The sequence below is a fragment of the Rossellomorea yichunensis genome (assembly GCF_032337515.1).
Taxonomy (GTDB): Bacteria; Bacillota; Bacilli; order Bacillales; family Bacillaceae_B; genus Rossellomorea; species Rossellomorea yichunensis.
In genome coordinates this window covers 1-20,600 of sequence record NZ_JAVYAD010000009.1, presented here as the reverse complement: position 1 = coordinate 20,600, position 20,600 = coordinate 1, and the positions used below count along the sequence as shown (strand labels likewise).

Genomic DNA, 20,600 nt, shown 5'->3' with positions numbered 1-20,600 from the left:
CACCAGAACCAGGTTTTTACTTCTCATAACATTGCCTATGGTAACTAGATTTGTGTTCATACTCATGTAATACAGGTAAGTGTTATTTGTTTTTTAATTAACATATATATACAAAAGAAGGAAAATGAGAAGAGTTTTTCTTCTCTGTTAATATTAATGATTTTGATCTTCAACTTTACAGAGCTTGGTTTTATATAGTATGAAGAAGAAAAGGGGTACGGTGATGAGACAAACAACCCAAAAAATTGAATTTCCCCAGAAAATTAAACTACTAGTCAGTTGTTGTAATGCTCAAGGTGGATTATTTGAGGTGGAGTGTTTTGGGGAAAAAGTCCAGATTGAGAAAAAGATAGATCATACTGTTCATGGTGTTCGAGGCGTTGCAAAAATAGCTAGTGGAGGGTATTTCATCGCTGATAGTTCTAGATCATTAGGGATCTATGATGAAAAATTTCAAAAAGTGGCAGACTATACACCTGGTGAAATGGATTATCATGGAGTAGAAATCTATAACAATCACGCATATGTAGTAGAAACAAATAGAAATCGGATCGGTATTTATACTCTGGACTCTATAAAGCGTGTGGGAGAGATTAAAATCAGTCCAGTGAACCATATGAATGATTTAGCATTTCATCATGGGGAATTATATATTTCTATGTTTGCTGAGGAGAACTGGCCGAAAAGCTCTCGACCTGGTGTAATTAACAGATACTCGATAGATGGTAAAAAGAGAGAAACTTATATCGATTCGCTCCATCAGCCTCACAGTGTCGTATTTTACAAGGATAAAATTTACTATTGTTCCTCTCCAAATAGGATAGTAAAAAGAGAGAAAAAAGTTCTTTTTCAATCTAATGAAGGATACCTTAGGGGATTAGCTGTTAATGATTCCTATATTTTTATTGGTCAGAGTCAATCGCGCCATGATCAGTATCGATCGGTAAGATGTGGATTCTATATTTACGATATAAAGTCAGAGGATTACGAATTTATTCCACTACCAGCTACAGAAGTGTATAGAATATTACTGATTGAGTAGGGTATTAAAGGCTTAGTCACAGGTGAAGTAGGGAGCCAAACGCCGACGGCGCATCGACTCCCCCTTCCCGAACCGTACGTGCCACTTTCACGGCATACGGCTCTCCAAGAACTGTAGTACCTCCAGTCTCTGAAGGGCTGTTTGACTCATCCGAGTCACCCCTTTCCACATAGGAGTTTGTTCTCTGTGATCCTTCCCCGTGTCTCTCCCATTACGGAAAGCATTTGAGTAGTATGATCACTCCGTACCCATATCCCTTGCGGAACTTAGGTTATCCCCAAGTAGCTTGGATATCTCGCTCTACACGTAGGTGTCCCGTTCGTCACTATCCACTCCTTGTGGTTGGGTCTTAGCAGGATTTTACTGGTTCGCAACCCCTGATCCAGTAGTGCCAAGTCATGGGTTTCAGCACTTTTCCAAAGGGACAGAGCTTCGTCCGACGTGACTGGGATTTAAGCAGTATAGCCTTCACCATATGTAGCCTAGCTGACTTGCATCTTGCTCATAGTGTTAGAGCTTACAAGCCTTTTAACGTCATGCTCTTGTCCCCCCAGTCCTTTCGGATGAGGTAAGACGACGCTTTACTCACATTACTCCAGTGAGACTGCCAACGGCAGTAGAGACACCCAAACCTCATGGGCGCACGGTTGCTGCTCTAGTCCGTCAGATGATTTACATAAAATCGAATTTCTACAACCGACTTACTGAATAACCCTAATGCATCTTGTCTCAACACCTATACAGGGGGGCTTACTGATACCAATCGCCACTGTAATTACATTTTCATAAAAGTAGCAAACGAAAGCCGTGCATTGTGCACAGTTATACATCTTTAAGAACTAGTTAAAATCAAACGTTATTTTCATAGTATTTCTTACTCCATATGGAATTTCTTCTCATTTAAAAGTCCAAGCAGGTGGAAGCTCCTTTTCGTCAGACTACGGTACAATACCACTCAATGACTCAATGAAACAAGAGCCCTCCGCTGAAATTCGGCCGAGGGCTCTTTGTGCGCATTAATAGCTAATGAAATAATTCCGGCTCTTCTCGTTCCAGTTTGTGCCTGCGTATCCTGTGCTGCCTTCAACATTCACATAACATGGAAGTACAATATGAAGAAGACCAGGCACTGCACGATTGCGGAACGTGATCGTGTATCTCATTTTTGAATTGTCGTAAGGCTGGACGACAGCGAGGTCCGAGCGCAGCGAATTAGTGTCCATTAAACCATAGTCCATTCCCTCAGAGGAGATACCCTTGGTAATCGGTGGATTGATATTGGTGCGTATCCAATAATTCCATATGTTTGTGGCTGAAACGGGATCCGTCGGCACATCGTATGTCAATAGGATTTGATTCGGCGCTGTCTGAACCACCTCCATAATAATCGGGTGAGGCGGTTTTGCACGCTCTTGTATATACTTACTCAATAATTTTCAACTCCACATATCAAATTGGGTATATGAATCGAAATTTCATATTTAAATATGGTATTCTCATTTGCCTATCCGAGTGCATGTCAAGTTGAATATCCCTCCAGATCAACTCACTAACCTGGGTATTAAAATGCTTTGATCGAGGAGGGAATAGGGTTAATACCTCAGACGTAAAGGGAAAGGCAAGGATCTGGTTGATCACGTAATAGAGCTTTGACAAATAGGTGAGTAAACAATTAGTAGATTGGGAGATAGACGACTGTAACAAAAATCAACGTTATATCATGAGATTGAAAACCGGGGGTTAATTAGAAATTGCATTAATCGTTCTTCTGTAAATTATTTTTTGGTTCTGGTGCAAAAAACTGAAAATGATAGTAAGTAATCTCTAAATCTTGGACGTACTGATACTATTACTCTAAAAAAGGTGTGTGATCAGTACTATAATGGGTGCGTATGAAAACAAAAGATCGCTAAGTCAAAGACTAGAGATAGTTGCCGTGACTTGCAGCAGGAGGTTTGCATTTACTAACTTATAGAGTGCTTAATATGGAAATTAACACCAATATGGCCTCTTATGGCTATTCTGCTGGATAAGGACAAATCTTTTTTAGGAGGTAGGTTATCTTGACGGAGCCGATTAATTCAAATATGTACGGAAAAGAGATTACAGAAATAAAAGGGGATCTTAGAAATATTGAGAATCGGGTAAATAACCTTGAAAAAATTACAACTAGACAGGATCAACAAATTATTTCAATAAATGAAAAGCTAAATAAAATTGACGATAATACAACCTGGATTAAAAGAACTATTACTAGAGCCATTATTACCGCGATTTGCTCCGGTATTATCGGTGGAGCAATCGCTATTATCTATAACACTTAAAAGGAATACAATTCATTAATAAATTGGATACACGCTTTGAAAATCCAACCTTCCTATAACTATTTTCAGCATTTGTAGCTCCCCTACTCGGTTATTATGGATTAACCGTACAAGACCTCACACAAAGGGTTCTGCTTTAATTTAATGACCGGTTCTTATCAGATAGTAGTAACAGCTTACTACAAATGTTAGATTTTTTTGTTATCACACGAGGATTAGAAGCGTGCGAAAAAGCTTTTAGAAGCTAATGGGGATGTTTTCAATAGGAATATCAGTGGTTATCGTATTTTTACTAAACAAGATGTAGAAGTGTGTCGGGAGTTTAAGAACGTATCAAGAGGAGGTAATTCGGTAGAGGAAGCCGCACAGATCATAGCGAATAAATACATAGCAAAACCCAACACAAATGATGATACTGTGTCGGATGGTGCACAGTATTCCCAATGGTCTGAACGTGACATGCTGGCTATTTTATAAAAAAAGTCGACATATTGACCACCACGAACGAAAAACAGAATATATTCAATGAAGAACTACTTAAACGTCTGGAACAACAACAGAAGTACATTGATACTCGGTTAAACGAAAGGGACAAAATGCTAACGGAGTCTTTAAGGTAATCACTGGAGACACAAAAATTACTTGCTGTGGCACATGAGAAAGAGAAGAATAAAGGATTCTTTACTCGGTTGTTTGGGAAGCAATAAAAAAAGCCCCAGATAAAGAACTCAACTTAAAATAGCACCCAAAAGGGTGCCTTACTATCGTTCTCCCCTTAGTCGGCCGATCCATGACTTCAGTACAAACTTCGGTTCTGGTGCAAAAACTTCAAGTTAATTGCAAGTAATCTAATCTTTTTGCACCAAAACCCGGTAAACTGATTGGGTATTTTCCCCTATCAATTCACTAGTAATCTCCTGGTTATTTTCTGAATATTAGGAACTAGTACTCTTTCTATATATTTCCTATTCTTCTATACTTATAAATGTTTAACTCTAGCAAACTATCATTAATTTTTGGAGGTAATTATGGTAAGAAATAATCGTAAAATGCCTAAAGTATTAGCTTCAGTTTTAGCTGCTTCATTAGCGTTTGGTTCTATAGGATATGCAGCGCCGCTTGCAATTGAAAATGGGAAATCTTCTTATTCCCAAGATCAGAAAATTGTAGCAAGAGTTAATGCTGAACTGGCGATTGAACACATTAAATACCTATCACAAGAAATTGGGACAAGACCTGGCGGTCTAGAGGGAGAGAAAAAGGCAGCTGACTATATCGCCAAAACACTTCAAGGGTATGGGTATGATGTTGAATACCAATACTTCCCGGTAGCGGACCAATTTATCGCTAACGTGGCTTTTGCTGATGGTACAGTATGGGAAATGGGTGCAGCCCCAAATGGTAAAGTCAGTGATAGCTCAGTTAAAGCTGATGTTGTTTATGTAGAAGGCGGACTGAATTCAAGTGACTTTTCAAATGTAAGCGGAAAAATCGTTCTTTTGGCAAGAGCAACTTCTACTACTGACTATAGAACACAAGTTGAAAAAGCTGTTCAAGCCGGAGCAACCGGTGTTATTCTGCAGAGCTTAGTTGGAAGCCGAGGGAATTATGGACAGACTTTCAATCCAAATTTAACAGCAAAATATGATGTTCCTGTCTTTGGAGCTTCCTATATCCATGGGGAATGGTTGAAAGAAAAGCTGGAGCAAGGACCTGTTGAAATTAATTTAACTGCAAAACACTACTCTGACCTGAAATCCGTAAACGTTATTGCAACAAAGGAAGCAAAATCGAAGAGTAAGGATACAAAGGAAGTCATTCTTGGTGCTCACCATGATAGTGTCGTAGGAGCTCCGGGTGCTAATGATAATGCTTCGGGAGTAGGATTAATGCTCGAATTGGCAAGGGTTTATAAAGGATACAATACTGATAAAACGCTTAAATTTATTGCTTTTGGTTCAGAGGAGCGTGGCTTGCTTGGTTCAAGATACTATGTTGATCAATTAACCCAGGAACGAAGAGATCAAATCGAGGCAGTATTCGTACCTGATATGGTAGCAACCAATTATGACAAGGCAAAGAATCTATATGCAATGACTCCTGATGGCAGCAAAAACGTTGTTACTGATTCTACTGGAGCTGCTGGTGCCCGTCTAGGTAATTCTGATATTCTGCCGGGCAAATTTGGATCAAGTGACCATGTGCCTTTCCATAATGCCGGCATTCCGGCTGCTTTATTCATTTGGATGGGAATTGATAGCTGGGATCCGCTTGTTTACCATATTGAAAAAGTTTACCACACACCACAAGACACAATCGAAGACAATATCTCTGCAGAAAGAATGCAATCTGCACTTGATGTTATTGGTTCTGGTCTCTTCGATGTTATCCGTAAGGAAGTTCCTGCTAATTATAAATAAGGTTCTGGTGCAAATACTCGAAGAAAATAAAAAGATGCGAAAGATTTCCAGTGAAAACGATTCAAATTCTTACAAAATTTGGTGTGTTTGATATAGATGACATTATATTAAGCATAATTGGCACTTCTTTAGGATACCTTATGCATAAATTTTTCAAAAATATTAAAGAGGCCTATTAGGCTTCTTAGTCTTATCAAATGGATAAACATATATCAGCAGGGAGATCTTTCCCAATGCGAAGAAAGCCGAATTCCTTAACATAGGAACCTCGGCTTTCTTTATGTCCATGTATCTATTAATGGGAAACTCATTAATATCAAAAGATCTAGCCTTAGCGTGGGAAATATGATAAATCGTTGGTGCTACCCCATGCCCATCAAGCTAACACTAATGAATGGTTAGAATAAAGCCCTTTCTTCAAAACGATTGTCTATGCTACTGAAGAAAGACATGCCAAATAAACCTAAAACAGGTCATTTTTTTACGCTATGCTGCTTTCTTGTGACACATGGTATAATTATAGACGACACCCAATATATCAAAGACCGTTTTTTTCTCGTATCTATGAGATTTTCGCCCGTTACGCTGTAGGAGGTTGAACAGGCGGAGTAAAACCTTTGATAACTCTTGGGTGCTTTTTTGTATCGATTGAAACAGTAATACAAAATAATCTTTAATGATATAAATGGCTTTATATTCACTGAGTTCTTGTTTTTTCTTGATGAGGAGTAGCTGCCTCATTTGAAACATGGTAGAAGAACAAAGGAGGATGGCAATTAGTTGACCATAGAGATGACATTCTAATCGCTCTTTTTTGATCTCTTTACAGTTATCTATTTCAAAAAAGGATTTCCATGTTTTAAAGAGTAATTCAATTTGCCACCGTAAAGAATAAAGATCGTGAACGTGTCCCGTTGGGACGTCTTTCATTGACGTATTAGTTATGTATACATTCATCGCACTCAATCGTTTACTCCGTTCTTTCATGACAATGCCTTTCTTCTTCTCCTTTAACGCTTGGTTTTCTCGACGTTTTCGAGTCTGTTCTTCTGTAAGCCGATGGAAAATGACTCTAGTAGGTAACTTTTGATACCGGCCGATATAAACATCAGAAATCTCATAGGTTTGACCAGGTTTTAATTGATTCATAATCTCTTCTACATCCAATTGAATATACTCGGTTTGCTTTTTGATCTTTCCATTTTTGTAGTACTCAGGATTAGGATTCCTCATATAAATACGAGAGTTTAATTTTAAGCGAGAGATATAATAAGCCCCTTCCTCATCCATTTGATGGAGATCTTTCAAGTCAAAGTATCCTAAATCGCGAATACACAAATCACCTGATTGCACCGTTTGTAAGCAAGTAGAACCGTAGGTTTTATCATTTTCCTTACCAGGTCCTGAGTGAATGTGTAGGAATTGACCATTGAGAAGATCATATTCTAATTGAACCTTCACACCTGCTGTGTGGCTGCTTCCTCCAGATCCTTGATAATTGCAGGCAAACACATCTGGAAGTTGAAAGGTAGTAGAATCTAAGATTCGTATACGCTGAAACTGATCAACATAACGATGAGGCAGAGTCTGAGAGGTAAATAACTTTTGAGTAAGCAATGAAGTTAAAACATTTCGTAGAAGCCTGACAGCTGAAGTATTAAATCGTTGATTAAGTCCCTCAGGACTTATTAAGACACCCGTTGAAGATTCTAGAGAACTACACAACTGCGTCAAGGAAGTGCTTGCTACTTTTTGGCTTAACCACACGCACAATGCTATTAAATCTTTCGCTTGATACTTACTCGCCCTTTGAACAAAACCTACCTTTTTAGCCAACTGTTGGAGAACTTGTGGAGACAATGATCTTTGTAATTCTTGTGAAAAGAGGGAAAGTTCATCTGAAACTTTGCGACACATAAAAACCATCCTTTCCATCATATTACAGAAAAGGATAGCGTTTTTTTCGTTTTGGGGGAAATGATTTACCTTGACTTGATGGGCATTTGGTGCTACCCCTTAAACAAATACTAAAATAATAGGTGTTGAAATGTATAATACTGTTTTTTATCAGAAATTCTTAAATACCCCATTTGGATTAGCAGTTATGTTTTTAACGGATCTGGGTCTTATCTTATTAGAGGGTTGGTGGTTGTGTAAAAGATGAAGATACTGAAATATATAGCTTTAACGATTAGTTTTATCATGTGGGGAATTCTAGTGGTTTTTTCGATTTATGTGGACTTTTTAAAATAGGAATATGTTTTATTGAATATTAATATTCGAAAGAAGAAATCCAGTTATTTTATGTTCGGTTTTTAATCTCTTCAGTAATTTTGGCCAACAAAAAACGTTCGGGTTTTCTCTTAAAATTACCCTGGTATTTGGATCTGCAGCCAGCTGTAATTGGACGAGAATCCGAACAAATAAAAACCATGGACTCTGTCCAAACCTGCTGGGGAACTCTTCCCCAGACCCCCTATATTCGAACTCCCCAGCCCCTCAATCCTTGAGGGGCTCCCTCGCCGGTAGGCAAGAACAAACGGTTGGTTTGTTCAATGCCAAGAGGGTTTGGATGCAGTGAAGTTGTCAACGCCTTTCCGTTCCTTATGCTCACTCGGGAAAAACGCCCTCGCTCCGCTACCACTCCAAGACATTGACAACTACCATACGGGGCATTTTTAGCCCTTTTGAGAAATACCCCCTTTGTTCAAGCACCTTCTATTGCCTTCAAGGAAACAAAACCGCCTTGAAGGCGTTAAAGTTAGCTCCTTATGAACGGTGTTCAGGATTAAGTAAATCAGCAAATATAAAACTTCCTTTCGCCTCATAGTTGGCTAGTAAACTTTGTGCAGCAATCACGAATAGTTGATTCTGTGACATCCCAACCTCTACAGACATCTTTTCTAATCCTTTTTTTACGCTATCAGGCATTGAAACAGTTAACTTTTTAATTGTCATAAAATTCACACTCCTAAATAACATATTAATTTCATTATAATATTTATATGATATTAACCCAGTATTATTATGGTGTTTTTAGAACCCCCTTGTTTTGATGTGCATACCCTCTACCCCCGCAATAATTCGTTTGGCAGTCCGTAAGGACTTTTAATCCACGCATCGGGCGAATTCGTTTTTTAATAAAGCGATGCTTCTGCTCCACGATATTGTTGAGATAATTAACTTACCTTAGTTGGATGCCTTTAGGCATCTGCTTTCATTCTTCTCTTGGATAGCTATGGTGTAAGCCAGATTTGCTTTCTAATTCATTTACATAGAAGGATCTTTTTCTTTACCTGTTACAATATCTCTTACATGAAGAGGGTTTGTAGGTGCCTAAATTGTGCCGTTTGATGGTGGCGGCGTTTCTTTCTCTATCCAATTAATTAATAAATCAAATGACTGATGTGCATAAGGAATGAGTGGTTGAAGCTTCCGTTTTGGATCAGCATTTGGATCCCAAACAAGACTGTCAACGTGATTGCCATTTTCAATCGTATAAAGACGGTGCAAATGGTCCTTTTCATTTTTCTTTACGAGCTTTCCATACGGATTTGCATGAATGCTTGGTGGAATGAGGGCATCTATTGATTCCCCTATTTTTAGTTGATAATGGAGTAACCATCGTCAGCTTTGTAATATCCACAATTGGACTGTGTTAAAGCGTAACGAATTTCACAAGCCGTGATTACCGTTTTAGCGAACTCACGGGAGAAACCGTAGTCAAGATCACAAGGAGTGCCATTGTATAACGAAGCTCCTACCATGACTAAATGACTTGTTGCTCCGGTAAGCCCTGGATGACCAGGAACCATGTGTTCTTTTTCCTCACTAAATTCCATTACATGCGATTCGCTTCCCCTAGCTCTTCTAAATCCAATAACTCAAATACTTCTGGAACCGCTGCAACATACAAAGCTGTAAGGTTTTGCTTATCATTCTTATACTGTTTATATTTTAATAGTAGAAACTCGAAATTTTGACGGTGATCTTCACTTGTATAGTACATATATGTACCTCCGGATAAATGTATATTTTAAAACCCTTTTTCTCAAACTAAAAAAAATAGTAAAAGGAGATTATCCCATGAAACCAAATAGTCCTTTTGTTTTTTGGATGTTGATTATTAGTACCATGTTATCTTCATTGTTCAGTGCGGTGATGATTAGCAAGTTAAATCAAATTTACAATAAGTTAAAGTAAACTAAGCGTTGCAGTTCGGATAGAATAATCAACATACTTTGATTCAAGAGTCCATCCGGCTCTTTTGAATTTTACTAAAGCCCAATCAATCTCTGTCGTAATGTGCATGTTAACTCCATCATCATACTAATGGTCTCGTAGATATATTGAAGATTTTCATTGGTGAGAAAGTGATCAGATTCAGTAAACCGTTTATAGATTACCGACTTCCTCATATTGCAATCATAGACCGTAGGGAAGAGAGACAATTGATCGTTCATTTAATGACTTCCTTCCTCTCACCCAATTCACGATACAAGGAACTCTTCGAGACATGGGTAATCTCTTCAATTTCTTTAATGGAGTATTCTTTGGAATCATATAGCATTAACGCATGTTTCATTCCTGAATGGTGTTATCGTATTTTTTCACACGACCTTTATATCTACCTTTCTTCTTAGCAATATTGATTCCCTCTAATTGACGCATTTTCGTGAGATCCCTTTCCAGTTGATTAACTCCGGCCATGATTGTTAGGAGAAAATCACTGTAAGGATTATTGCTTCTCATGTCTAACCGGGTGTCATTGATACTTCTCAAACAAGCTCCCTTGTCTTTAATGATATCGACTAGCTCAAATAAATCTTTCGTGCTCCTGGAGATACGAGTGAGATCCGTGACGAGTATTTCATCACCTTCACGGATAGAAGACAAAAGCTCTTGTAATTTCGGTCTCTCTAAATTTCCTCCAGATTGCTTACCAGTGAAAATTACCTTACACCTGCTTCGTTCAATTGAAACAATTGACGGTCCAAATTTTGCTCTTTGGTTGAAACCCTTGCATAACCAAATAACATAAATGTCTTACCCCCATGACTATTCCTCTTCTTCACCAAAGATTTCAATGAGCTTTTCATCTATCTCGTTCATCCAGGCAATTTGATTTTGCGTAGTAGCATTTTCTGTGCCACCGATCAGAAAAGAATTGTCCTCTAATTCGAGAAAGTCTTTGAATTCTTCTCTGGTACATTCATTACCTTCAGCAAATTCTTGATTCCAATTTGCGTAATCTTCCTCTGCTTCTGATGTCACTTTAGGCAATAATTTGCACTAATTTTAAGTGCTATTTTGCACATGCAACTTTAAAACCCAGCTACCTTCATAAGAGTTAGCTGGGTTTCTTCATTTTTACTGTTTTTCTATATAGCGATAAATCGTTGTTCTAGATACGCCCCATTTTTCTGCGACGTCTTTAATCGGTGTACCATTTTCAATTAGTGACTTCATCATTTCAATATCTTTCAGTCCGAATTTTTCAGGACGTCCACCAAGACGACCACGTGCTCTTGCTGCAGCTCGGCCGGCAGCCGAACGTTCCTCAATTAAATTACGTTCAAATTCAGCAAATGCCGCAAATAGATGAAACATCAATTGGCCTGTGGCATTAGTTTTATCCATTGTTAGATTTTCTTGCAGACTATGAAACCCAACACCACGTTCATTTAAGTTGTTCACAATTTGAATCAAATCTTGCATGTTGCGTCCTAGTCGGTCCAATCGCCAAACGACTATTGTATCACCTTCACGTGCATACTGAAGTGCTTCCTCTAAACCGGGACGTTGTTTTTTTGCCCCACTCATTTTATCGTGGAAAATTTTCGTACAACCATGTTTAGATAAAGCATCTGTTTGTAAATCCAAATTTTGTAACCCTGTCGATACACGTGCATATCCAATAAACACCTATTATCACTCTTTCTCATTTTTCTCTAATCCTATTGTAACATAAGATGAAAATGAATAGGTTATTGAACATAGAATAATGAACAGAGTTTTATTACATATAAAGTAATAAAAAACGCCCCTTTTTAATTAATAATAGGCATGTTCAGAAAAGGACGAGTTTTGTAACATATATCTCTTGTGAAATATTATCATATTATCGTTTTGACTAAAGGGTGCTTTTTAATCTTGTTCCACAATCGGGTCATTTAATTGAGCAACATCTCTAAAGAAAACTAGGTATTTAATATTTCTGCATAGATTTCTCAATTAAGGAAAAAAATAAAGGTATCTATCTTTAAGGAGGTTTTCATTTTGGCAGAAAACAAAGATATGAATGCTTTAAATGAACAAGATGTGAAGCGTGAGACATTGACAAATCGCCAAGGTCATCCTGTGAGGGATAACCAAAACATCCGTACAATTGGCAATCGTGGTCCAGCTACACTTGAGAATTATCATTTCGTTGAAAAGATTTCCCATTTTGATCGGGAAGAGGTACCAGAGCGTGTAGTACACGCACGAGGATCTGGGGCATTTGGCTATTTTGAAACGTACGGAAAAGTTGGAGATGAACCGGTAGAGAAGTATACTCGTGCTAAAGTATTTTCTGGCGCTGGGAAGAGAACACCACTAATGGTTCGCTTCTCTACAGTGGCAGGAGCGAAAGATTCGCCGGAAACAGCACGAGACCCACGCGGTTTTGCGGTGAAAATGTATACGGAAGATGGCAACTGGGATCTGGTTGGGAACAATCTGAAAATTTTCTTTATCCGAGATGCGATGAAGTTCCCTGATATGATTCACGCGTTTAAAGCGGATCCTGCTTCGAACGTACCAAATCCTCAGCGGATGTTTGACTTCGTTTCGCGTACACCAGAAGCAACACATATGATTACATTCCTGTTTTCTCCATGGGGGATTCCCGCAACATACCGCCATATGCAGGGGTCTGGTGTAAACACTTATAAATGGGTAAATGATAAAGGTGAGGCTGTCCTAGTGAAGTATCACTGGGAACCGAAACAAGGAATCCGTAACTTAACACAAGAAGAGGCAAACGCAATTCAAGCGAAGAATGTGGGGCATGCGACACAAGATTTGTATGAAGCGATTGAGCAAGAAGATTATCCGGAATGGGAACTCTTTGTACAGATTATGGTAGATGATTACCATCCGGAACTTGATTTTGATCCCCTTGATGATACGAAACTTTGGCCAGAGGATAAGTTCCCATGGTTGCCGGTTGGTTGTATGGTTCTTGATCGCAATCCAGTGGATTTCCATGCGGAGATTGAACAAGCCGCCTTTGGTACAGGGGTTCTTGTCGATGGAATGGACTTCTCAGACGATAAAATGCTGCAAGGTCGTACCCTCTCTTACTCCGATACACAGCGCTACCGTGTAGGGGCGAACTATCTGAAATTGCCTGTGAACGCACCGAAAGTGCCTGTTCGTACAAACCAGCATCGCGGCCAAATGGATATCCGTGACCCGAAAGAGTCTGGAGATAATCCACATATTAACTATGAGCCATCAATGCTCGGCGGCTATGAGGAAGCAAGTAAAGGCGTTCTTCCACCGCACCGTCCAAAGTATAATGCAGAAGCAATGAGTGCACCTATTGAACGTCCTAACAACTATGGGCAAGCTGGAAATACATACAGAGAATTTGAGGAATGGGAGCGCGATGAATTAATCAAAAACCTTTCCGAAGCACTTGCGGTATGTGACAAACGAATTCAAGAAGCGATGATTGAGCACTTTACAAAAGCCGATGAAGACTATGGTCGCCGTGTGAAGGAAGGAATTGAAAAGAAAATGAAAGAACTTGAGGGAATGAAGACAGAAAATAAAATTCCAGGCCGTGAATCAGGTCAATCGAAATATGGACAAGGTTCACTGGCTGCGAATGAAGCAACAAAAGATGCTGTAAAAAAAAGCCACGAAGCCGATCCTTATTAATTATGAAGTAAGAATGCAAGGGGGGTGTCCAGAAAGTCGGTGAAAACTAACTGACTGGTGGCCTTTTTAATTTTTTTCGTTTTTTTATGTAGTATTCCTTTTATTGGGGTACCAGGCACACCGGACTCCAATGCTTTAAAGTGGTTTTGGATTTTCTATTTAATTATATTATTTGGTTTTCAGTCTATTTTGGAGTGGAAGTATCTGAAGAACTCAAAGCAATATGTTACCACACTTATTTTTCTGTTATTAGGTGTAATTATTATTTATTATATGGAGTATTTTTTCAGTTGATGAGCTGGGGTTCCTTACTAAACAGATAAAGACATTGTGAAGTAGTGTACTTAAAGAAACGGGCGCTTAAATGGAATAAATAGTAAATAAAAAGACCGTGAAATATACAAAGTTTTATACAAAACTTATATTGCGGTCTTTTTAATATGCAAAAATTATACTGTCATCTCATATATAAATTAAATGCCAAATACAAAATTCTTACTATAGACATGGTAAGAATTCACGAATAGAAAAAACTTGCTGTTTGTAGTAAGCAAGTTTTTCGTGTTATTAGACATTTTTCTTTTTTAAAGCAGCACTTTGGTAAACATCTAACACATTTGAAACCTCTTTATCTAGGGACCAATGGGTCATCCCCCATCTTTTAGCATTAGAACCAAGATTTTCTCTATATGAATCGTGTTCTAGTAAATAACTTAATTTAATAGATAAAACCTCTGGATTGTTTACAGGTGAGAGTACACCTGTAACTCCATGTGTAACCATCTCTGGCAATCCTCCTACGTCACTAACAATTACAGGTTTTCCAGCAATCTGTGCTTCTATTACTGATAAAGGCTGGTTTTCAAGGAGACTTGGAAGTACAAAAATATCTGAAATAGTCAACAAATAAGGAACGTCATTTCGCTTTCCAAAAAAGACAATGTTTTTTTCTAACCCCAAATTCTCACTTTGAGTTTGCAACTCTTCAAACTTCGGTCCGTCACCAACAATCCAACAAACCCAGTCATTTCGAATTTTTTTTAATTTGCTAAGAGCGAATATTAAATGATGAACTCCTTTAAGCTCAGCGAGTCTTCCAGCGTAAAGGATGACCTTCTTGTTGGCAGGAGGTTGAATAGGAGATTTCTCTTTCATACGTTTAAGGAAACCTTCTATATCGTATCCATAGTGGAGTATCTTGATCTGTTCATTTGGAACGTGAAACTCATTTATTAAAATATTTTTAAGCCATTCATTTGCTACTATCGTAATTTCAGCAGACGTTGCACCCTCGTATTCAAGTTCATCAAAATATTCACAGGCTAATTTTGATGTAGGGGATATTTGGACGTTAGTTACGAAGTCTTTCAACTCATGGGCTACACTACCGTGAAGGGTGGCTACTAATGGGATACCTTTGGGTCTAATTCGATTAATACAAGTGGTTGACAAGACATCTTGTGTATGAATTAAATCATATTTTTCCAGGCCCAAAAAGGCTACTCCTATCTCATAACCATTACGTTGATTTTCATAATGTTTCACCACTGAGTTTGCATAAAAAGACGGATGAGGTTGTTTGCTTTGTTTATCCTTAATAAAACCTGACCTTCGATTCTCATTGACAATATGAACATAGTTAGTATCTTCACCGTAACCTAATAAATCTACCTCATGTCCGAAAGACTCTAGCTTTTTTTTTAATTGCTGCATATAATTCCATACGCCACCTACATGTGGAATTACCCAAAATGTAGCAAGTAATATTTTCATAGAATATCTCCTTTTTTTTGACCTGCAAGATTAACGTTTCAAAGTTATATATATATATATATATATATATTCAGGTGAAATGTTTGTGTAATAGACATTTGTCTTTTCTATTGTAAAAAGCGAAAATAAATAAAAATGATGGTGAGAGCAGCCTATAGCAACAGAGAAGATACAAACATAATGTAAATAGGAGTATTTTTTAACAATGGAGTAATGTTAAGTATTCTACCAATATCTAGTATGAAAAATTAGGATGATGAGAAATGGATCCGAAAGTCTCGATCATAATTCCATTTTATAACTGCGAATACGTAGACCAAGCAATTCAAAGTGCATTAATGCAAACTTATATGAATAAAGAGATAATCGTTGTGGACGACGGTTCAACAGTTTTTATTGAAAAAATTAAACCGTTTTTTGGGAAAGTAGGTTATTTAAGGAAAAAGAACGAAGGAACTGCTACAGCATTAAACCATGGAATACGTGCAGCCACTGGAGAATATATTGCTTGGCTAAGTTCGGATGATTACTTTCTTCCTGAAAAGATTTCTAAACAAATCTCATTTATGCTTAATCATAAATTTGAGGTAAGTTTTACAAATTTTGATCTTATTGACCACAAAAACAAAGTTTTATATTCTCAAGTCGGAGAACGTTTTTTAAATATAAATGAAATTTACAAATCTTTCCTAATTCGTAATCCTATTAATGGTTGTACAGTGATTATGAAGAAGAATGTATTGAATCAGGTTGGATACTTTAATCCTTCCCACCGTTATACACATGATTATGAAATGTGGTTCCGTTTACTGGTAAATGGATATCAAATGCATTACTTAGATGAAGTCCTCACAAAATTTAGGACACATAAAAATTCGGGTACAAGTAGATATCAAGCGGAAATGCAAAAGGAAATAGAAACAATTAAAGCGCATTATCGACCACTTATTACAAAATACATTAAATAGTTCTGAAAAAATTTGATAGTTACGGACCAATATATATTTTCATTAAATATTTCCTGTTCTTCTCCGTAAGTATTTAATAATTTAAAAATGGAGGGTGAAAGTTGACAAATACCTTTAATCAAAAACGAGAAAATTTCATTGAAAACCTGGTAAAAGAAGCAGATCCATTGCCACTTTATAAAAAAGAATTTCCTTTAATATTTTTTTGGAGTCCCAAAAGTGGTTGTACTTCAATTATCAAATGGTTCTTCTTCCAAAATGGATTACTTCAAAAAGCGACTAATTATAATCCCTGGATTCACTATTTTAGAATGGAAGTATATCAAAAACAAAATGGTTACAGGACAGAATTAAAAAATGAACTTTTGAATGGAAAAAAAGATACTTATAAACTTGTTCGTAATCCTTATGCTAGAGCAGTCAGTTCATTTTTAGCTACAGTATACAATGAAGCAATAATGAAGGGAGTTGCTCCAAACATCAATGACGGTTTATCATTTAAACAATTCTTATATCAAGTTAAAAAAATTGGCGTTAGTAGAGATTTAATAAATATGCACATTGCCCAACAATATGGTGAAGGAGAAGAGTTGATTGTCCAAAACTATTTAAAGATAGAAGATTTTGAAAGGAGCATTAGAAATATTGAAAGTAAATACGGCCTAATACAATCCAACCTTTCAGACATCATTAAATCACCACACCATTTGTCCTCGAAAATGACCAATAAAGGTTTATTTGCAGATGTAATAATTACGAAGTCTTCATCTATTGAGGCTTTACCAATGTATGATAGTTTTTATGATAAAGAAACAAAAGATTTAGTTAGGGAGTTATTTAAAAAGGATTTTGATGCATATGGTTATAATCAAGCTGACTTAAAATAGCTAAAGCCGGGACAGAAAAATGTTCCGGCTTTACATTTTATATAGGGGTAGCATGTTTATTTCGTTGATACATTTGTAATTTGATAAAACTCTAAAATAAATGTCGAATTAAGTTCAGCTTCGATATGAATTTTTTTAGAGTAGGGATCTATTTTTTACAAGTCCTACAATTGAATTAAAGTAACCGTCTTTCCATGTTTCGATTTCAATATTCTTAGACAAATTAAACTAATTCAGCTTTTGCATTGATCAGATGAGTCAACCTCAGTTTTTCAAAAGCAATGGAACCCCAAAATATTTATGGAGATAAAAAACAAAGACCCATTCTGAGAAAATACAGATAGTAGTCTATGTCCATTTATTCATCACTTCATATTATAAGTAGAGAGTGAAAAAATACCCTATAGAAAGGGGAGAACTAGATGAGTTTCCCGAATATTCCTAATATTACAGCTGAAATTGACATTGATCGTGACGATGTCATTAATCTTTTGTTAGCTTCCATTGCTTTTGAAGAGCTTGCTTTAGCTCATATTCTGAACGCGGAAGCAGAGAAGATTCAATTGGCTGTTGGAACTCTTCCAGGTCTGACACCACCGCCAGCGTTATGTGATTTGTTAAAGGTGAATGACTCGGTACAATCTACGATGAAAGAAGCAAGAAATAAAGAGATGCTACTATCGGATAAATTAGAACAGGTAATCAACATCATTGCCCTTCAGATTTGTAGTGGTCCAGGATGTTCAGGACGATGTTCCGGTTGTTAAGTGATCTGTATTTGCTTGATTTAGGAATCAAAAAATTTTAGTGAAACATACAAAGAAAGGAAGAGATTCGTATGGGTTTTATCATTAATTGTCCTGGTCCGACAGGCCCTACTGGCGCTACCGGTCCGGCTGGAGGTCCGACAGGCCCTACTGGATCTACTGGTCCAACCGGATCTACTGGTCCAACCGGAGCGACTGGTGCCACAGGAACAATAGGTCCAACAGGGCCAACAGGAGCAGATGGAGCTGCGGGAGCGACAGGCGCCACAGGAGCAATAGGTCCAACAGGGCCAACAGGACCAGCCGGAGCTACTGGAGCAACGGGGCTTGCAGGACCAACTGGAACATTCTCTACTTCTTCTTCTGCTGTTGGAAATGGTGGATCAATAACTCTTGGTGTCGGTGAACTTCTTCCACTTGTAACTATATTAGAGATTAACGGAACCGATATTGATGTCACAGGAGGGGATACTGAAGTATCTCTACAGCCCGGCATTTATTTTGCTTCAGTACAAACAAATATTGTGAATTCACCACCGATAGGATCAGGAACAGATAGTTACGCACTGCAATTAAATGGAGCAGTGATACCATTAACAATTGTAGATTGTAATGGTGGAGGGAATTTACCATCGGCTGTTTCTGCTGTATTCACTGTAGCAGAACCTGGACCAGGAAGTCTTGGTATTGTGAATTTTGGAGGCAGTGGCAATATGGAAGATATAACTCTTGAAGGTACAATTCTCAATGTTATAAAAATTTCGTAAGAGGTCCAGTACCAGTCTTCGCGTAACCAGGAGCAAAGACCTGGTTAGATACAACAACGCCTCAGGGAAATTTGCATTGGGACCTTTCAAGTAAGTTAACATAATTGCATTTTATCGGTAATGAAATGAAAGAATCTCTAAATGAGATTCTTTCAGCTTGTAGACAAAGTCTAAGAATTAGACCAAGTCTACAAGCTTTTTTTGTATAATGGAATGGAATCGATTTTTTTGTGGGGGATATAAAATGTTATCAAAACACGTTGAGGATGGAAGAAATCAAATTGAAATGGTTGCGTTGGACCAACTTGTTCCAGAGGATCATCTGGTTAGGAAGGTTGAACAAGCGATTGACTTTGAATTTATTTATGACCTGGTAAAAGATAAGTATTGTTTAGATAATGGTCGACCGAGTATTGATCCTGTCGTTCTTATTAAAATGGTCTTCATACAATACCTTTTCGGCATACGCTCAATGCGTCAAACCATAAAGGAAATCGAAACCAACGTGGCTTATCGATGGTTTATTGGTTATGCGTTCACCGAGAAGATTCCTCATTTTTCAACCTTCGGTAAAAACTGCGCTCGACGCTTCCACGATACAGATCTATTTGAACAAATTTTCTATCGCATTCTGAAAGAAGCGATGACCAAGGGATTGGTGGATCCATCTGTTGCGTTTATTGATTCTACTCATGTAAAAGCGAATGCTAATAAGAAGAAATTTGAAAAGAAAATAGCCCGAGTCGAAACCAGAACGTATCAGGCTCAGTTAGATGAAGAGATCAATATCGACCGTGAGGAACACGGAAAAAAGCCCTTCCCCCACAGAATAAAGAAGAGTCAAAAGAAATAAAAGTCAGCACGACAGATCCTGAAAGTGGTTATTACGTAAAAGATGAGCGCGAAAAGCTGTTTGCGTATTCTTTTCATACGGCAAGCGACTCCCGGGGTTTTATCTTAGGTTCTCTCGTCATGGGAGGAAATGTTCACGATAGTCGGATGTTGGACAAGCTCGTCACTCAAGTCACAGATAAAGTCGGTAAGCCCAGTTCTATCGCTGTTGATGCGGGATATAAAACACCACACATCGCTAAATTCCTCATGGACCAAGACATCAGACCTGTTATGCCTTATACACGCCCGAGAACGAAAGACGGATATCTTAGAAAATACGAATATGTTTATGATGAATATTTTGACTCCTATCTATGTCCCGAAGGACAAATTCTACCTTACCGCACGACGACAAGAGACGGGTACAAACAATACGCTTCAAATCCTTTGGAATGTATAGACTGTCCTCTGTTAGAACGTTGTACGCAAAGTAAGAATCACACCAAAATGATTCATAGACATGTATGGCAGGATTACATAGATGAAGTAGATCATTTGAGACATACAGGACTTAATAAAACTCTATATGCGAAACGCAAAGAAACGATCGAACGAGTCTTTGCGGACGCAAAAGAAAAGCATGGCATGCGTTGGACGACCTTAAGGGGGCTTAAAAAAGTTTCAATGCAGGCGATGCTTACGTTTGCTGCCATGAATCTTAAGAAATTGGCAAACTGGACATGGCGAGGACCATGTCCAGCCTAAAAAAAAGAAAAATCTTTTAAAATAACAGAAAACCCCATCTTCGCTTAATGGAGTGACACAGTCAAATAAGACTAAATAAAACACCTAAGCTGCCATGACTCTAAATTCTACCGGAGTCTGGCAG

The 20,600-nt window shown here is 37.9% G+C and carries 21 protein-coding genes and 2 pseudogenes; 10 read left to right on the top strand and 13 right to left on the bottom strand.

Translation table 11 applies throughout. The features are described 5' to 3' along the window. Nucleotides 1-223 precede the first annotated feature (223 nt). Nucleotides 224-1,042, top strand: coding sequence for a DUF4915 domain-containing protein (locus tag RSX31_RS20925; protein ID WP_315635916.1), 819 nt, complete (start codon nt 224-226; stop codon nt 1,040-1,042). A gap of 1,016 nt (nt 1,043-2,058) precedes the next feature. Here the strand turns inward: RSX31_RS20925 and RSX31_RS20920 are convergent. Continuing rightward, complete coding sequence (locus RSX31_RS20920) at nt 2,059-2,472, bottom strand: hypothetical protein (RefSeq protein WP_315635915.1); 414 nt, start codon at nt 2,470-2,472, stop codon at nt 2,059-2,061. A 657-nt stretch (nt 2,473-3,129) separates the two neighbouring features. Between RSX31_RS20920 and RSX31_RS20915 the strand changes: the two genes are divergently transcribed. Next, the gene (locus tag RSX31_RS20915; protein ID WP_315635962.1) at nt 3,130-3,366 is read left to right on the top strand and encodes a hemolysin XhlA family protein; all 237 of its coding nucleotides are present in this window, start codon (nt 3,130-3,132) and stop codon (nt 3,364-3,366) included. Between the two features lie 1,028 nt (nt 3,367-4,394). Then, nucleotides 4,395-5,786, top strand: coding sequence for a M28 family metallopeptidase (locus RSX31_RS20910; RefSeq protein WP_315635914.1), 1,392 nt, complete (start codon nt 4,395-4,397; stop codon nt 5,784-5,786). Between the two features lie 486 nt (nt 5,787-6,272). Here RSX31_RS20910 and RSX31_RS20905 read toward each other — a convergent pair whose 3' ends face one another. The 11 genes and pseudogenes from RSX31_RS20905 to RSX31_RS20860 form a co-directional block, all read right to left on the bottom strand. Continuing rightward, nucleotides 6,273-7,703 (bottom strand): IS4 family transposase, encoded by a 1,431-nt coding sequence (locus tag RSX31_RS20905; protein ID WP_315635913.1) that lies wholly within the window; start codon nt 7,701-7,703, stop codon nt 6,273-6,275. Nucleotides 7,704-8,555: 852 nt separating this feature from the next. Next, complete coding sequence (locus tag RSX31_RS20900; RefSeq protein WP_315635912.1) at nt 8,556-8,744, bottom strand: hypothetical protein; 189 nt, start codon at nt 8,742-8,744, stop codon at nt 8,556-8,558. Between the two features lie 96 nt (nt 8,745-8,840). After that, a pseudogene (locus RSX31_RS23355) lies at nt 8,841-9,003 on the bottom strand (DDE-type integrase/transposase/recombinase); the annotation flags it as partial. 119 nt (nt 9,004-9,122) lie between these two features. Then, on the bottom strand, nt 9,123-9,299 hold the full coding sequence (locus RSX31_RS20890; protein WP_315635911.1) for a hypothetical protein: 177 nt from the start codon (nt 9,297-9,299) through the stop codon (nt 9,123-9,125). Between the two features lie 89 nt (nt 9,300-9,388). Then, on the bottom strand, nt 9,389-9,628 hold the full coding sequence (locus tag RSX31_RS20885) for a hypothetical protein (protein ID WP_315635910.1): 240 nt from the start codon (nt 9,626-9,628) through the stop codon (nt 9,389-9,391). Further along, complete coding sequence (locus RSX31_RS20880) at nt 9,628-9,795, bottom strand: DUF2538 family protein (RefSeq protein WP_315635909.1); 168 nt, start codon at nt 9,793-9,795, stop codon at nt 9,628-9,630. Before RSX31_RS20880 ends, RSX31_RS20885 begins: the two co-directional genes overlap by 1 nt. 268 nt (nt 9,796-10,063) lie before the next feature. After that, nucleotides 10,064-10,249, bottom strand: a complete 186-nt coding sequence (locus tag RSX31_RS20875; RefSeq protein ID WP_315635908.1) for a hypothetical protein — start codon at nt 10,247-10,249, stop codon at nt 10,064-10,066. After that, on the bottom strand, nt 10,246-10,356 hold the full coding sequence (locus RSX31_RS23350; RefSeq protein WP_397548116.1) for a hypothetical protein: 111 nt from the start codon (nt 10,354-10,356) through the stop codon (nt 10,246-10,248). The genes RSX31_RS20875 and RSX31_RS23350 overlap by 4 nt, the downstream gene beginning before the upstream one ends. Nucleotides 10,357-10,367: 11 nt before the next feature. Continuing rightward, nucleotides 10,368-10,739, bottom strand: a complete 372-nt coding sequence (locus RSX31_RS20870; RefSeq protein WP_315635961.1) for a recombinase family protein — start codon at nt 10,737-10,739, stop codon at nt 10,368-10,370. A 105-nt stretch (nt 10,740-10,844) separates the two neighbouring features. Next, nucleotides 10,845-11,069 carry a hypothetical protein gene (locus RSX31_RS20865; RefSeq protein ID WP_315635907.1) on the bottom strand — a complete coding sequence of 75 codons (225 nt, stop codon included), beginning with the start codon at nt 11,067-11,069 and terminating at the stop codon, nt 10,845-10,847. Nucleotides 11,070-11,156: 87 nt separating this feature from the next. Beyond that, nucleotides 11,157-11,711 (bottom strand): recombinase family protein, encoded by a 555-nt coding sequence (locus RSX31_RS20860; protein WP_315635906.1) that lies wholly within the window; start codon nt 11,709-11,711, stop codon nt 11,157-11,159. Nucleotides 11,712-12,065: 354 nt separating this feature from the next. Here RSX31_RS20860 and RSX31_RS20855 point away from each other — a divergent pair, with 354 nt between their 5' ends. Both RSX31_RS20855 and RSX31_RS20850 read left to right on the top strand, forming a co-directional pair. Then, nucleotides 12,066-13,715, top strand: a complete 1,650-nt coding sequence (locus tag RSX31_RS20855) for a catalase (RefSeq protein WP_315635905.1) — start codon at nt 12,066-12,068, stop codon at nt 13,713-13,715. Between the two features lie 57 nt (nt 13,716-13,772). Then, the gene (locus RSX31_RS20850) at nt 13,773-14,009 is read left to right on the top strand and encodes a DUF4181 domain-containing protein (protein WP_315635904.1); all 237 of its coding nucleotides are present in this window, start codon (nt 13,773-13,775) and stop codon (nt 14,007-14,009) included. 273 nt (nt 14,010-14,282) lie between these two features. Here the strand turns inward: RSX31_RS20850 and RSX31_RS20845 are convergent, their stop codons facing one another. After that, nucleotides 14,283-15,488, bottom strand: coding sequence for a glycosyltransferase family 4 protein (locus tag RSX31_RS20845; protein WP_315635903.1), 1,206 nt, complete (start codon nt 15,486-15,488; stop codon nt 14,283-14,285). Nucleotides 15,489-15,751: 263 nt separating this feature from the next. Between RSX31_RS20845 and RSX31_RS20840 the strand changes: the two genes are divergently transcribed. The 5 genes and pseudogenes from RSX31_RS20840 (at nt 15,752) to RSX31_RS20820 (ending at nt 20,476) form a co-directional block, all read left to right on the top strand. Continuing rightward, nucleotides 15,752-16,456 carry a glycosyltransferase gene (locus RSX31_RS20840; RefSeq protein ID WP_315635902.1) on the top strand — a complete coding sequence of 235 codons (705 nt, stop codon included), beginning with the start codon at nt 15,752-15,754 and terminating at the stop codon, nt 16,454-16,456. Nucleotides 16,457-16,557: 101 nt separating this feature from the next. Continuing rightward, entirely contained in the window at nt 16,558-17,343 is a 786-nt protein-coding gene (locus tag RSX31_RS20835; RefSeq protein WP_315635901.1) for a sulfotransferase family 2 domain-containing protein, read from the top strand. A gap of 422 nt (nt 17,344-17,765) precedes the next feature. Further along, on the top strand, nt 17,766-18,110 hold the full coding sequence (locus RSX31_RS20830; RefSeq protein ID WP_315635900.1) for a hypothetical protein: 345 nt from the start codon (nt 17,766-17,768) through the stop codon (nt 18,108-18,110). Between the two features lie 71 nt (nt 18,111-18,181). Then, a complete protein-coding gene (locus RSX31_RS20825; RefSeq protein ID WP_315635899.1) occupies nt 18,182-18,877 on the top strand; it encodes a hypothetical protein in 696 nt (231 codons plus the stop codon). A 244-nt stretch (nt 18,878-19,121) separates the two neighbouring features. Beyond that, nucleotides 19,122-20,476 (top strand): annotated as a pseudogene (locus tag RSX31_RS20820) (IS1182 family transposase). Nucleotides 20,477-20,600 lie beyond the last annotated feature (124 nt).

Coding starts and splice junctions, on each gene's coding strand:
- RSX31_RS20925 (WP_315635916.1), top strand. CDS start 224: ATGAGACAAACAACCCAAAAAATTGAATTTCCCCAGAAAATTAAACTA.
- RSX31_RS20915 (WP_315635962.1), top strand. CDS start 3,130: ATGTACGGAAAAGAGATTACAGAAATAAAAGGGGATCTTAGAAATATT.
- RSX31_RS20910 (WP_315635914.1), top strand. CDS start 4,395: ATGGTAAGAAATAATCGTAAAATGCCTAAAGTATTAGCTTCAGTTTTA.
- RSX31_RS20905 (WP_315635913.1), bottom strand. CDS start 7,703: ATGTGTCGCAAAGTTTCAGATGAACTTTCCCTCTTTTCACAAGAATTA.
- RSX31_RS20900 (WP_315635912.1), bottom strand. CDS start 8,744: ATGACAATTAAAAAGTTAACTGTTTCAATGCCTGATAGCGTAAAAAAA.
- RSX31_RS20885 (WP_315635910.1), bottom strand. CDS start 9,628: ATGGAATTTAGTGAGGAAAAAGAACACATGGTTCCTGGTCATCCAGGG.
- RSX31_RS20880 (WP_315635909.1), bottom strand. CDS start 9,795: ATGTACTATACAAGTGAAGATCACCGTCAAAATTTCGAGTTTCTACTA.
- RSX31_RS20875 (WP_315635908.1), bottom strand. CDS start 10,249: ATGAACGATCAATTGTCTCTCTTCCCTACGGTCTATGATTGCAATATG.
- RSX31_RS23350 (WP_397548116.1), bottom strand. CDS start 10,356: ATGCTATATGATTCCAAAGAATACTCCATTAAAGAAATTGAAGAGATT.
- RSX31_RS20845 (WP_315635903.1), bottom strand. CDS start 15,488: ATGAAAATATTACTTGCTACATTTTGGGTAATTCCACATGTAGGTGGC.
- RSX31_RS20840 (WP_315635902.1), top strand. CDS start 15,752: ATGGATCCGAAAGTCTCGATCATAATTCCATTTTATAACTGCGAATAC.
- RSX31_RS20830 (WP_315635900.1), top strand. CDS start 17,766: ATGAGTTTCCCGAATATTCCTAATATTACAGCTGAAATTGACATTGAT.
- RSX31_RS20825 (WP_315635899.1), top strand. CDS start 18,182: ATGGGTTTTATCATTAATTGTCCTGGTCCGACAGGCCCTACTGGCGCT.